This window comes from Chryseobacterium sp. JM1 (assembly GCF_000737715.1).
In the GTDB taxonomy this organism is placed as follows: domain Bacteria; phylum Bacteroidota; class Bacteroidia; order Flavobacteriales; family Weeksellaceae; genus Chryseobacterium.
In genome coordinates, this window is sequence record NZ_JPRN01000003.1 from 662,941 (window position 1) to 675,838 (window position 12,898).

11 protein-coding genes are annotated in these 12,898 nt (G+C 38.1%); 8 read left to right on the top strand and 3 right to left on the bottom strand.

Going from position 1 to position 12,898, the window contains the following annotated elements; genetic code table 11:
* Positions 1-299: 299 nt before the first annotated feature.
* On the bottom strand, positions 300-698 hold the full coding sequence (locus tag IW22_RS08130) for a VOC family protein (protein WP_228384016.1): 399 nt from the start codon (positions 696-698) through the stop codon (positions 300-302).
* Between the two features lie 61 nt (positions 699-759).
* On the opposite strand from IW22_RS08130, the gene IW22_RS08135 reads away from it, so the two are divergent.
* The 4 genes from IW22_RS08135 (at position 760) to IW22_RS08150 (ending at position 6,039) form a co-directional block, all read left to right on the top strand.
* Positions 760-1,947, top strand: a complete 1,188-nt coding sequence (locus tag IW22_RS08135) for an MFS transporter (RefSeq protein WP_034725530.1) — start codon at positions 760-762, stop codon at positions 1,945-1,947.
* Positions 1,948-1,953: 6 nt separating this feature from the next.
* Positions 1,954-2,703, top strand: a complete 750-nt coding sequence (locus IW22_RS08140; RefSeq protein ID WP_034725531.1) for a DeoR/GlpR family DNA-binding transcription regulator — start codon at positions 1,954-1,956, stop codon at positions 2,701-2,703.
* Positions 2,704-3,064: 361 nt separating this feature from the next.
* Complete coding sequence (locus IW22_RS08145) at positions 3,065-4,870, top strand: hypothetical protein (RefSeq protein ID WP_034725532.1); 1,806 nt, start codon at positions 3,065-3,067, stop codon at positions 4,868-4,870.
* A 224-nt stretch (positions 4,871-5,094) separates the two neighbouring features.
* Positions 5,095-6,039 (top strand): aldo/keto reductase, encoded by a 945-nt coding sequence (locus IW22_RS08150; protein ID WP_034725533.1) that lies wholly within the window; start codon positions 5,095-5,097, stop codon positions 6,037-6,039.
* 427 nt (positions 6,040-6,466) lie between these two features.
* Here the strand turns inward: IW22_RS08150 and IW22_RS08155 are convergent, their stop codons facing one another.
* A complete protein-coding gene (locus tag IW22_RS08155; protein WP_034725534.1) occupies positions 6,467-7,258 on the bottom strand; it encodes a S1/P1 nuclease in 792 nt (263 codons plus the stop codon).
* A gap of 376 nt (positions 7,259-7,634) precedes the next feature.
* Between IW22_RS08155 and IW22_RS08160 the strand changes: the two genes are divergently transcribed.
* From IW22_RS08160 to IW22_RS08175, 4 genes are all read left to right on the top strand, one after another.
* Positions 7,635-8,576 (top strand): type VI secretion system baseplate subunit TssG, encoded by a 942-nt coding sequence (locus IW22_RS08160; protein ID WP_034725535.1) that lies wholly within the window; start codon positions 7,635-7,637, stop codon positions 8,574-8,576.
* Positions 8,577-8,633: 57 nt separating this feature from the next.
* The gene (locus IW22_RS08165; RefSeq protein WP_034725536.1) at positions 8,634-9,536 is read left to right on the top strand and encodes a TssN family type VI secretion system protein; all 903 of its coding nucleotides are present in this window, start codon (positions 8,634-8,636) and stop codon (positions 9,534-9,536) included.
* Between the two features lie 27 nt (positions 9,537-9,563).
* The gene (locus tag IW22_RS08170; protein WP_034725537.1) at positions 9,564-10,703 is read left to right on the top strand and encodes a hypothetical protein; all 1,140 of its coding nucleotides are present in this window, start codon (positions 9,564-9,566) and stop codon (positions 10,701-10,703) included.
* 271 nt (positions 10,704-10,974) lie between these two features.
* Positions 10,975-12,141, top strand: coding sequence for an aminotransferase class V-fold PLP-dependent enzyme (locus IW22_RS08175; RefSeq protein ID WP_034725538.1), 1,167 nt, complete (start codon positions 10,975-10,977; stop codon positions 12,139-12,141).
* A gap of 34 nt (positions 12,142-12,175) precedes the next feature.
* Here the strand turns inward: IW22_RS08175 and IW22_RS08180 are convergent, their stop codons facing one another.
* Positions 12,176-12,829, bottom strand: a complete 654-nt coding sequence (locus IW22_RS08180; RefSeq protein ID WP_034725539.1) for a metal-dependent transcriptional regulator — start codon at positions 12,827-12,829, stop codon at positions 12,176-12,178.
* Positions 12,830-12,898 lie beyond the last annotated feature (69 nt).

Sequence of the window (12,898 nt, forward strand, 5' to 3'; positions counted from 1 at the left end):
GCAGGAAATTAAATAATTTCAAGTTTCAATTTTTATATTCCAATTAATTTTTTGAAGAGAAATTGATTAGCTTACTCTATATTGGCCTAGGAAGCTGTAGCGTTAAAAAAATTAAAATTTGATCCGTTAAAAAATTTCCACTGTCTGAGTGCGGAACATAGATTGAACCGAAGGGGTAACATTGAATCCGCACGAGTTTGGAAATTTTAGGAACAAGTTTTAATTTTTAGTGCAAGATTCCAGCCTTGAACTTTTGGTTCATTTTGTTTCAAGACAAAAGAACAAACTTATAAATATTATCATTCCGTAATTTCTATCCAGTTTCCTTCAGGATCTTCTATAATACTTTCATAATATCCGTCTCCTGTAATTCGGGTTTCACCGGCAATAGAACAGCCGTCCCGTCTGAGTTTTTCAGTTAACAAATCAACTGCTTCCTTACTTCCTACAGAAAGGGCAATATGAGCATATCCCATCATCTGGCCTCTTGTGTTTTTATTTTCAGCAATATCAGGCCGTTTCATCAGTTCGAGTCTGGGAGAAAAAGGGTCTTCAAAGGTCAGGAAGTAAGATTCATATTTCTTAACTGGATTAACATATTTATCATTGCTGCTCATCCCGAAGGCATTCATGTAAAATGTTCTCATCAGCTCTAAATCCTTGCACCAGATCGCAAAATGTTCGATTTTAATTTTCATTTAAAATAGTATTTCGAATTAATATTTTGCAAATTTATGCAAAATTGCATAAATTTGCAAAATGAATATAACAAATGTGATTGACAGAAAGATTGTCAAAGCGAAAAGAGCTACCCAATTTATATTCCTGGTTTGTGGTTTGGGAATAGCGAGTTGGGCGCCCATGGTTCCATTGGCCAAAGACAGGTTAGGATTAAACGAGGCAGATTTAGGGTTACTTTTACTGCTGTTAGGATGCGGAGCTTTAGTAACGATGCCTTTATCAGGAATACTGATCAGTAAGTTGGGAACCAGAAAAGTGATTTTAGGGAGTGTATTATCAGCGGCTTTATTACTGCCTTGTCTACTGATTATCTCAGACGTTTATATCATGGGAGCCGCGCTTTTTGCTTTCGGATGCAGTATTGGAAGTATAGATGTAGCAATGAATGCTCACGGAGTTCAGGTGCAGAACAGCTATGGAAAACCCATCATGTCATCACTGCACGGATTATTCAGTGTGGGAGGCCTGTTTGGTTCTCTAGGACTGGGATTTTTAATCAAAATGGGACTTAATCCTGTTCATGCAGCCATTACGATCTCTGCTCTCTTGGTATTGCTATTGGTTCTTCAATATAGAAACCTTTTTAATTATCCGACGGAAAAGGAAATCACTCTGAAGTTTTCCCATGTTGATGAAGCTAAAGCTGTTTCCAGCCGTTTTCAATGGTTCAATTCCAGTGTATTGCTTTTAGGACTGATGTGTTTTATTGTTTTCCTTTCAGAAGGAGCCATGTTGGACTGGAGTGCTATATTTTTACGGGATAACAAGAATGTTCAGCCTGAATTTTCAGGAATCGGATATGCTGCTTTCTCTGTAGCCATGGCGGTAATGAGGCTTACAGGAGATGCGATTGTAAGCAAGTTCAGCAGCAAAACGGTGGTTATTGCAGGGAGTATCATCGCTTCATTGGGTATCTTTATTTTAACATTAAGTCCCTGGATCGGGCTGTCTCTTGCCGGATTTATTCTGCTTGGTGTTGGGGCAGCCAATATAGTTCCTGTTTTCTTCACAGAAGGAGGGAAAATCAGGGGATTGTCTCCAGCCGTTACCATTCCGGTGATTACTACGATGGGTTATGCAGGCCAGCTGGCAGGTCCGGCACTGCTGGGTTTTATTGCCCATCATTTTTCTTTGACAATCGCTTTTGAAGCCATAGCTTTGCTGTTTATTGCGGTTGCTTTAATTTATAAATTCAGGAAATCATAAACGATCATGTTAAAAGAAGAGCGTTTCGAAATCATACTTAGCCAGTTAAAAGAAAAGAATAAGGTAAAATTTGAAGATTTGGCCTCACTGCTTCAGGTATCCGAAGATACGGTCAGGAGAGATATTGATCTTCTGCACCGGAACGGATTGCTCTCAAAGGCAAGGGGAGGAGCGATATCAAGAGAAAAAGATCCGCTTTCTTTTCACGACAGGCAGTCATTTCTTACCAAAGAAAAAGATATTATTGCTTTAAAAGCACAACAATTCCTTAAAGATGGAATGACCATTTTTATGGATGGAGGAACCACTGTTTGTGCCGTTGCTAATTATATGCCTTTGGACATACAGCTCAGAATTATCACCAATAATTATTCACTGCCTTCTATCATAAGTAAGTTCAAAAATATAGAACTGGTCATGCTGGGTGGAATATACGATCACGAGCTGGCTGTAACCACAGGCGCAACAACCTGTAATGATGCCACTCAATATATTGCGGATCTCTTTATCATGGGAACCTGCGCTGTTGATTCAAATTTTGGCGTTTCTGCGACTTCGATTCCTGATGGGGAAACCAAAAAAGCAATGGCCAGCTCATCAAAAAAAATCATTGCATTAGCCAATCAGAATAAGCTCCGACGTACGGAAACTTTCAAAATCTGTGCGATTGACGCGATTGACTGTCTGATCACAGATCTCGACTCAACGGATCCTGAACTTGAATCTTTCAGAAATACAAATATTCAGATTATATAAAATTTCGCATTTGAAACGCCTCTTAAAACGATTGTTTTTAGAGGTGTTTTTTTTGTTAAAACGTATTGGAATAGAAAGGTTTTGATTTATAATTCCTTGCGACTTTGCGTGAAAAACAGTGAATGATACAAACTGTCATTATCTGAACCTTAAGTTCATAAAACAATTCTTCTCTGCCGGTTTCGAAAAGAATGATATTTAACATATTTCCGATATTATAAGTGTTATTTAATGCATAGCTAATATTAAAATGATAAATTTAGATAATTAAAGTTCCGGATTAAGACGCTCATTTCAATAGGAATGAAGTGTTTTGGGAATTTTAATCCATTCTTAACGAAAGAATTTTTATCAAAATAAAATGACACATAAACCGTTACACAATTTCCATATTCCGGTGATGGGTCTGGCGTATACCATAGACAGCCCGATCCGTGTAGCCCAATATGGAATTTCTTCCGTTATTTCCATTATCGATGATGAGATCCTGGAAAAAATGAAAGGCTTTTATACCAAGAAATTCAATCTGGATTATTTAGGAATTTCAACAAAAACAGAAGATTACAGGGCAAAAAGAATTACGGCTTACCTGGATATGGTAGATGATATCGTGAATGAAAAATTTGAATCTTTCAAACAGGAAATCACTAAAAACAAGGAAGCGCTAAAAAACTTTATGGCCATATTGCCCAATACTTCGGATCTGAAAAGCGGGCTTCAGAATTTGGTCAGCCAAAAAGACAATTTAGGCTCAAACATCAAAAATTTCATTGAAACCAATTTAAAGCCGGGAAGTATCGATGTCAACATCATGACGAAAGTGGATAAAGACAACTATAAAAAAGATGAGCAGCTTCCGGTGATGTTCAATGATGCGCATGCTTCGCTTCGTGGTTTTGCTCAAAGTAAATTATCTTCTTCCATGGTACTTTCTGCAGGGATGAATCCCCGTTTGTACAGCTATATTGAAGAGTTTGATGATTTCTTCCCAGATCAGAATGGGGTTCTGAAAAAGAAAATTATTCTTAAGGTAAGCGATTTCCGTTCAGCGATGATTCAGGGGAATTTCCTTGCTAAGAAAGGACTGTGGATCTCAGAATACAGGATAGAATCCGGACTGAACTGCGGAGGCCATGCTTTTGCTACGGAAGGGATGTTACTTGGACCTATCATGGAAGAATTCAAGCAGAAGAAAAATGATCTGATTCAATCTGCGCATTCATTAATGATTGCTGCACTGGAACAAAAAGGGAAACATGGTGTTTCTGAGCCTTTGGAAATGAAAATTACCGTTCAGGGCGGGGTAGGAACTTCTGAAGAACATGAGTTTCTGCTTGACAATTATCAGGTAGACAGTGTAGGATGGGGATCTCCGTTTTTATTGGTTCCTGAAGCGACTTCTGTAGATACCGAAACCAGGAATCTGCTTTTAAAATCGGGAGAAAAAGATTTTTATCTAAGTAATATCTCACCTTTGGGCGTTCCTTTCAATACAGTAAGAGGAACCTCCAATGAGTTACTGAAAGAACAAAAGGAAGCCGCCGGAAAATACGGAAGCTCGTGTCCGAAAAAACTGCTGGCACTCAGCAAAGAATTTTCACCACAGGGAACGTGTACTGCTTCTAAAAAGTATCAGGACATTAAATTAAAAGAACTTCAGGAGAATCTTGAAATCACGGCTGAAGAATTTAACAAAAGAAAAATAGAAATCACGGATAAAGCCTGTCTGTGTGTAGGTTTGGTGAATGCCGCCTATATGGAACAGGACCTGGAAATAAAAGGAGAGAAACAAGGTGTTGTGATATGTCCGGGACCCAATCTTGCCTTTTTTGACAAGGAAGTTTCGCTTTCTGAAATGGTACAGCATATTTATGGAAACGCCAATATCCTTCCTGATAACCAGCGTCCGAATATGTTCATCAATGAACTGAAAATGTATGTGGATTATCTTAAAAAAGAAATTGCCAGTTCTTCAGCACAGATCACCCATTCCCAAACAAAAAAATGGAATGCTTTCAAGAAAAATGTACTGGAAGGCATTGAATATTACCATAACCTGTTTAATACATCAACCTTCTTTAAAAGCGGGTTGAAAACCATAGACCTGCAACTGCAGGAATACAAACTGATGCTGACAGCCATTGAGGTTCCTCAGGTTGAAAAGTAACAGTATTTTTTTTAATTGATAGATCAAACAGCTTTCATCGTGGAAGCTGTTTTTTTAATTTGATTTTGACAATTTAAAACCTTTTTGATAATGATAAAAAAGCAGGAATAATCGGCTTTCCCATTTATAATAACTATAGGCGGTATGCTTATTTTGAATCTGGAATCCTCTCCTATATTCCTTACCTTAGATCCTTCTTAAATTTTTAATTAGAATTCATTTTTATGGAAAAAAGGAATATAAAAAATACCGATCTGTCTGTAGCACCTGTTAATTTTGGCGGGAATGTTTTTGGATGGACGCTTGATGAGAAACAGTCTTTTGATATATTGGATCAGTTCACAGAGGCCGGGTTCAACTTTATAGACACCGCAGATACTTATTCATGGTGGGTGAACGGAAGAGGAGGACAGTCTGAAGAAATCATCGGAAAATGGATGAAAAGCCGTGGGAACCGTCAAAATATCATATTAGCCACAAAAGTAGGATCTGAAACAAAAGAGCACGGTTTTGATATCAGCAAAAAACATATCCTGAAATCGGTAGATGAGTCGTTACAGAGACTTCAGACTGATCATATTGACCTTTATTATACGCATTTTGATGATCATACCACTCCGGTAGAGGAAACACTTTCTGCTTATGATGAGATCATTAAAGCCGGAAAAGTACGGTATATCGCGGCTTCCAATCTTTCTCCCGAACGTCTGAAAGCATCCTTTGAAGCGGCAGAAAAGTATAATCTTCCCAGATATGTGGCATTACAGCCTCATTATAATTTAATGGAAAGAGAAGGTTTTGAAAAAAACTACGCTCCATTGGTAGAAGAATTTGATCTGAGCGTATTTCCCTATTGGTCACTAGCTGCAGGTTTTCTTACCGGAAAATACCGTACAGAAGCTGATTTAGGTAAAAGCCAGAGAGGTGAGGGCGTAAGAAAATACCTGAATGATAAAGGACTTGACGTGTTAAAAGCTTTGGATCAGGTGAGTGAAAAGCATCAGACGACACAGGGAACAACTGCTTTGGCGTGGCTTTTGGCTAATCCTCTGATCACAGCACCGATTGTAAGTGCAACCAGTGCGTCTCAGCTGGATACTTTATTTAAGGCTCCGAAACTGATTCTGGATCAGGAAGATATAGAACTGCTTAATCAGGCCAGTAAGTAATTTTTTCTCAGAAACTTTATTTTAACTCAATAAAAAGATCCGTTCGGTACATACTGAGCGGGTCTTTTATTAGTAAAGCTAAAAGGGTTGATGATCATGATCTACTTCCAAGTATCCAGATAAACATTCTGATAAACGTAAACATCTGGAAAATCTGAGAGATCTGCGGGAAATTATTTTTAAACCATTAAGATCAATGAAGGGAGTAAGTTTAGTTAAGAAAAATCAAATGATTTTTTAAGCCATACTTTTCTATCCTAACTTTATAAAAAATCCTAACTTAAAAACTGTTGAGAATAACCAGCCACAACGTGGCGATTTAACCCAAGATAGGATGCAGTCCTATCAGAATCTCAAGTATAGATACGAATAAAAAAAGCGGCCTGAAAAGGCCGCTTTTGTATTTTAAGCTTTTAAATATCAATGATTAAAATAATTCATTCAATACTTTTGCCAGTCTCAGTCCTCCGTAAAGAAGCTGTCTTTCAAGCGTATCATTGAATTTGTACTGATAATCGTAAGACAATTTCGAATCGTTCGGAGTCTGTGCATAGATCTTATTGGCGATTTTATGAGAATCATATAACCAGTCTTCCAGTGTTCCGGTCTGGATTTGAGCCACTTCTTCTTTAGATTTAATGTCTAATAGGTTAGCATATTCTGTATAGCTGTATTTCTGTGAATCTACCAGTTTCCCATCCCAAACAGAGTGAAGATTGGTTTTATCTCCGAAATACATGACATTGATTTTGTTTCCTCCAAGATCATCCGCTCTTCCTACGTGAAGAGGCTGTGCAAGGTCTCCCATAATGTGGATAAGGAAAATCAGAGCGATTTTTCTGTCTTTTGCAGACGTTTTCTCATCCTTGATCTGGCTTGATAACGTGTTCACCTGCGTATAAAGACTTGGACCTGCCTGCATTTTAAGGGTTTGGTCAAACGTTTTAAAATCAGCCATTGGATCTACGTTTACGTAATGCCATGATGAAGCCTGCTTCCATGCACCGGTGGTATCAGATTTGATAAAATCCGGCCAGTTAGCCCAATACGCAAGGCGTTCTTTACCCATTATTTTTTTGATCTCTCTTCTTGCTTTGCCCGACAGATGGTTTTCAGCGATCTCCGCGATCACACGGTGTCCTGTTAATCCCCATGCATAGGAATAAAGTGAAGATGAAATGAATGCTAAAATCAGAATTTTAGAATAAATACTTTTCATTATAAATAACATTTTACAAGGTGCAAAGATACGTCCCGGTTTCCGAACCTGTATCAATTATAACCAATTTCTTGTCAATGGGATGTTAATAAAAATTAATCTAAATAATAAAAGTACAGTATAAATTTCTATAAATACCAGAAGAAAGGTGTGTTTTGTTTTGTAAATGCTTATCTCTCAATGATAACCTTTAATTTTTAAATATTCAGCCTTACAGCCTCTACAGTGCAGTATTACCGTATTTTCACGGAATTTGTCACAGATAATTCCTTTTAATGCAGATAAATTAGTATTTTTAAAATAAAATTAGTGGCAAATTATTTTTTCAAACTTACGAGATATATTATCTTTACAAGTCATAATCACAGGAAACACTATGTATGAGAATAATATTGTAGACATGTATTACAATAAACTGCAGACCGACTTCAAAGCGGAAGCTGTAGCGGTGAATCTTTTGAAGTATCAGCGGGCGGTAAGTAATATATTTATAGAACGGATCGGGATCAACGACCGTGCCTACCTGAAGGATATCAAAAGTATTTCGAGCAGTTATTTGGGATTTGATGAAGAAGTCTTCACCATAGAAACGTATAGAGAAGGCATTTATGACTATCTCCCGGAAGGACTTTTCCATCCGCCGTCTTTGGGAGCTTCCAGAAAAAATGTAGATACTGTAGTCCGCGAAATCCGCAAGCAGAAGAAAGTAGAAGAGGATGCCCGGAAGTTTTTCCGTCCTTTTGAGCTGGAGGTCTTTTTTACAGAGATCAGTTCCCTGCTTAAGGAATCGGAATTTGATATTTCAAGCAGCACAGATACGCTTTTGGATACCGTGAGCGAACTCTGGCCGCTTATTAAAATGCTTGATGAGCAGAGCGCTTATATTTTCATCTATATTCTGCCGTTTTTCCACCAGATCAGAGGGGACAAGAGATGGTTTGAAAGATGCATGACCGCTTTTCTGCAGGTACCGGTAGAAGTAACCTTCGCTCCGAATATCATCGACAGGATAGAAAGGAATGACGATTCCATGTTATTGGGGAATTCAAAGTTAGGAGTTACCTATATTCCAAGCGGAAAACATATGGACGGACAGCGGAACTGGGTAGTCAACATAGGCCCGATTCCTTATGAGGATATGAAAAAGTATATTCCCGGAAGTCCGTTCAGAAATGTGCTTCAGGCTTTATATGATTATTTTCTTCCCGTAACGGTAGACGTGGAGGAGAATTTTATCACCGAGAAACTGGAATATTCATTCAGTCTGGAAGATGACGAAAGAAATGCCAGCCGTCTCGGATACTCTACATTCCTCTAAAATAATTTATTATATTTACAACAACTACCAACCAAGTATAAATTTGAAAAGAAACTAATGGAAATTTCTTCAGTAAAAGGTATTTTTTTAAGGTATATTTTAATGCCTTTAATCGCTGTGATCATGATGTTTATTCTGGGTATTATCAGAAGAAACAAGCCTGCTATCAAAATTAAGGTAATTATTATATACGTTCTTCTTTGCAGTTTATGTCTCGCGCTGCCGGGAATTTTCGGTTTTGCAGGGAATCTTTTTAACCCGTACTGGTATCTTATTGCCCAGGTTTTTTACCTTATTTTCGGGATCATTCATGTCAATTTACTGCACAGATATTTCAGAAAGCACATTGATTCCGTAGGGATGAGTATCCTTTTTGAATCGATACTTTCTTTGACATGTATTGCCTTCGGAGGATTTTTGTTTACCTTAATCTTTAACTGGATCAGCAAAGAAACAGGATACGCCGTAATGGCGGCAACCAGTATGGTGATTTTTGTTGTGCCGATGGTATTTTATTACTGCTATGTTCAGTTTATCAGTATTCCTTTTGATATCTATAAAACGTGGAGATATTCTCCGGATCAGAAACTTCCGGACTTTGAAGGCGCTGATTTCGACCGATTAATGGTATTGAATGTTGAGTTGAGTAAAAACCTTGAAGATACAAACCGATTCAGGATCAAAGCTAAAACCTTACCGACCGGGGTTACTTTCGGAGACTGGTTTTACAGAGTAGTAGACGATTACAATCATAAAAATCCGAATTCTATCATTCATCTTTCGGATATAGAAAAAGAACCTTATTACTGGATTTTTTACACCAAAAAATCATTTTTCAGTTTTAGAAGATACCTTGATTTCGACCAGGACATCTCTACGAACGGCATTTCAGAAAATGAAGTGGTGATCTGCAAAAGAGTTATCCAGCATGAGGAAGAAGGACTATTGAAAAAATCATAATCACAGAAAATTCAAAAAGTATTACATATGATACAGCCTATTAAACATTTTGCAATCAATTGGGTAGATGGGATGAAAGTTTCCCAGAGACACCTCAATGATCAGGATAATTTTTTAATCGATACGATCAGAGATTCCAGCTCGCTTGGGATCAACACATATAATTACGGACTTCTGCCTATTTCAAACGAATTTACAGACAAAACTATTTTTGATGTCCATAATACGGCTACCAACGATGTACAGCTTGTTATCAAAAGATGCAGCGCTATCACAATGGCCGGTTACCGTATCGATCTAACGGATAGGAGAGTCAGTGTAAAATCTCTGGCAAGATCTATGAGCGAAGAACAGGCAGATGGGGATTATTACATACTGATCTCTGTGAATCCTTTTGATAAGGTGCCTTTCGGAGATATTGACCCGGAGGAAATTCCGCCCCGTCATCCAAGCGCACAACCGAACCACCACATCGAACTGCTTCCTGTCACTTCACTGAACAGCAGCTATTCGGGAGGAAATTATCTGATCATCGGAAAAGTAGACCTGAAAGCCAATATTGCACAGGTAGATTCCAATTTTATCCCGCCGTGTACTTCTATTCAGAGTCATCCTGTTTTGCTGGATTATTACGGTAGCTATGCAAAATCTATAGGAAACCTTCAGCAGTACGCGTTTAAGATCATTCAGAAAGCATCTCATAAAAATCAAAATACTGCTCTCGCACAGAATGTAAAGTTCCTGTGTACCACTATGGTGAACACTTTTGGGGATATGTATTTCCAGTTCAGAAATATTATTCCATGGCAACCGCCTGTATTTTTGATCGAGGCTTTTGCAAAACTAGCCCTTCATCTGTACAATTCTACCCAGCTTCTGGTACCTGCCGAACTGGAAGAAATGCTGAACTACAGCTTAGAGTGGAGTGAAATTGCGCCTCATACTTTACTGAATCAGCTTTCTATCGTGGCAGAAACCAATTATGATCACCACAACTGTGGAGAGCCTTTATTGTACATCCAGCAGATGCTTCGCAGCTTAGAAATTATTTTCTCTAAACTAAGCGAACTTGACTACATTGGTCAGAGAAAAGAAAACATCATCGTTAACGAACAGGAAGTTTCTTCAAACACCAATCCGAAAAGAGGTTGGAGCGTTTTAGATTAATGGAAACACTTTAAAATATAAATCCCGGACGTTAATTTTCGGGATTTTTTATGCTTAAAAAGCTGAATAAAAATAGAAAATAGATTACGTGCAACGATTCTGATGAAGGGAATTAAAAAATCTCGCAGATCATTCAGATGACACAGATTTTTACTTTTTTTAACATGTGTTATCTGTACAATTTGCCCGATTATATGAATGTTTCTATTCCGCAACTTTTGAGACTGATTCTGGAAAAAATTATCAATCAATTCTAAAACTAAGTAAAAATATGGACCTACATATCATCAGACAGGATACTATTGGCTGTACAGATAAACTATTTTTAAACAGTGCCGGAGGCTCACTGATGCCGGAAATTGTGGTTAAGACAATGATCGATCACATCTATCTGGAACAGCAATACGGAGCCTATGGAGCGGCTGACAGGAATGAAGAAAAGATTCGCCAATTTTATGAAGAAGCGGCTCAACTGATTAATGCTAAGCCGGAAAATATGGCGTTTACAGTAAGTTCTACTGATGCGTATGCTAAAGCTTTGTCGAGCATTCAGTTTGAAAATGGAGATGTTATTATTACAACGAATGATGATTATGTCTCCAATCAGATCGCTTTTTTTTCATTACAAAAAAAATCAGGGGTTAAAGTAATCAGGGTTAAAAATCTTCCTGATCATGAACTCGACTTGGAAGATTTGGAAAATCTCGTTAAAAAGCATCATCCGAAACTTGTGGCGGTTACCCACATCCCGACCAATTCTGGATTGATTCAGAATGTAGAAGGAGCGGGGGAGATCTGCCGTCGATATGATGTGCTGTATCTTGTGGATGCCTGTCAGTCGGTAGGACAGTTGGTAGTAGATGTCAACAAAATAGGCTGCGATTTTCTTACGGCTACAGGCCGGAAATTTATGCGAGGACCGAGAGGAACCGGATTTTTATATGTTTCAGACAGGGTTTTAGAAAAGGATATGGCTCCCGTTTTTTTAGATATGAATGGCGCGGAATGGACGGAATTCAATGATTATAAACTTCTGAAAACGGCAAAAAGATTTGAGCATTGGGAAACTTCCATCAGTTCGATTTTAGGATTTACCGAAGCTGCAAAATACGCAAATGGAATTGGTCTTCAGAATATTGAACGCTATAATAGAAAATTAGCAGAAAAGCTAAGAACCGGGCTTCAGAGCAATGGTTTAAGAATACTGGACGAAGGGCGTAATTTAGGAAGTATCGTTACTTTCTGTGCTCCCGACGGAAGTATCGACGGGATTTATAAAACACTGAAAGAGAATAACGTTTATTTTTCAGTAAGCAATAAAAGTAATGCCCTGATTGACTTTACGCTGAAGAATCTGGATCGTGCTATTCGGCTGTCACCGCATTATTTTAATACTTCTGAGGAAATTGAGGAAGTGGTGAGAATGCTGGAGAGATAGGTTAAAGGAGGCACTCGAAGCCACCAATAAACCTCTATTTCTTCACCAATATCTTCTCAGTAGCCTTTCTGCTAAGGATTTCCTTTTTGTCCCCAATTTCTATCGTCATCGATTTATCAAAATCTTCAATTTTAATAACCTTGATTTTCGTATTCAGAAGCAGTTTTCTTTCATTCAGATAGCTTAGGAATCCGTCGTCCGAAAGGGTAACGGAAGCAAAAATCACAGTTTCTCCAAGTTTACAGGCACTTAGTTTCTGCAGGTCCTGTGAAATAATATTCCCGTCTTTGTCAGGAATGGGCTCTCCGTGCGGATCAAACTTAGGATAATCCAGGATTTCGTCCATTTTGTCAAAAAAGACCTGTGAATGGACATGTTCCAGCTGTTCTGCGATCTCGTGGACATTTTCCCAGCCGAAGTTCATTTTTTTCACAAGGAACATTTCAGTAAGTCTGTGTTTACGGACTACCAGTGCGGCTTCCCTTTTTCCGCTTTCTGTGACTACCAGCGGCTTGTATGTTTCATAAACGACCCATTTTTTGTCGGCAAACTTCTTCATCATGTTATTCACGCTCGGCATTTTTACGTTCAAAAATTTGCTGAGCTCATTGATCGTTACTTTCCCTTCATTGTCAACTAAATGAAACAAAGCCTTCAGATAATTTTCTTCTGTTAATGTTGTTCTCAAAATGTTAGATGATTTTCAGTACAAATCTAACAAAATATTATGTAAAATCTGCTCTTGTTATTTTAACTT

Coding starts and splice junctions, on each gene's coding strand:
- IW22_RS08150 (WP_034725533.1), top strand. CDS start 5,095: ATGGAAAAAAGGAATATAAAAAATACCGATCTGTCTGTAGCACCTGTT.
- IW22_RS08165 (WP_034725536.1), top strand. CDS start 8,634: ATGGAAATTTCTTCAGTAAAAGGTATTTTTTTAAGGTATATTTTAATG.
- IW22_RS08130 (WP_228384016.1), bottom strand. CDS start 698: ATGAAAATTAAAATCGAACATTTTGCGATCTGGTGCAAGGATTTAGAG.
- IW22_RS08175 (WP_034725538.1), top strand. CDS start 10,975: ATGGACCTACATATCATCAGACAGGATACTATTGGCTGTACAGATAAA.
- IW22_RS08135 (WP_034725530.1), top strand. CDS start 760: ATGAATATAACAAATGTGATTGACAGAAAGATTGTCAAAGCGAAAAGA.
- IW22_RS08140 (WP_034725531.1), top strand. CDS start 1,954: ATGTTAAAAGAAGAGCGTTTCGAAATCATACTTAGCCAGTTAAAAGAA.
- IW22_RS08155 (WP_034725534.1), bottom strand. CDS start 7,258: ATGAAAAGTATTTATTCTAAAATTCTGATTTTAGCATTCATTTCATCT.
- IW22_RS08160 (WP_034725535.1), top strand. CDS start 7,635: ATGTATGAGAATAATATTGTAGACATGTATTACAATAAACTGCAGACC.
- IW22_RS08145 (WP_034725532.1), top strand. CDS start 3,065: ATGACACATAAACCGTTACACAATTTCCATATTCCGGTGATGGGTCTG.
- IW22_RS08170 (WP_034725537.1), top strand. CDS start 9,564: ATGATACAGCCTATTAAACATTTTGCAATCAATTGGGTAGATGGGATG.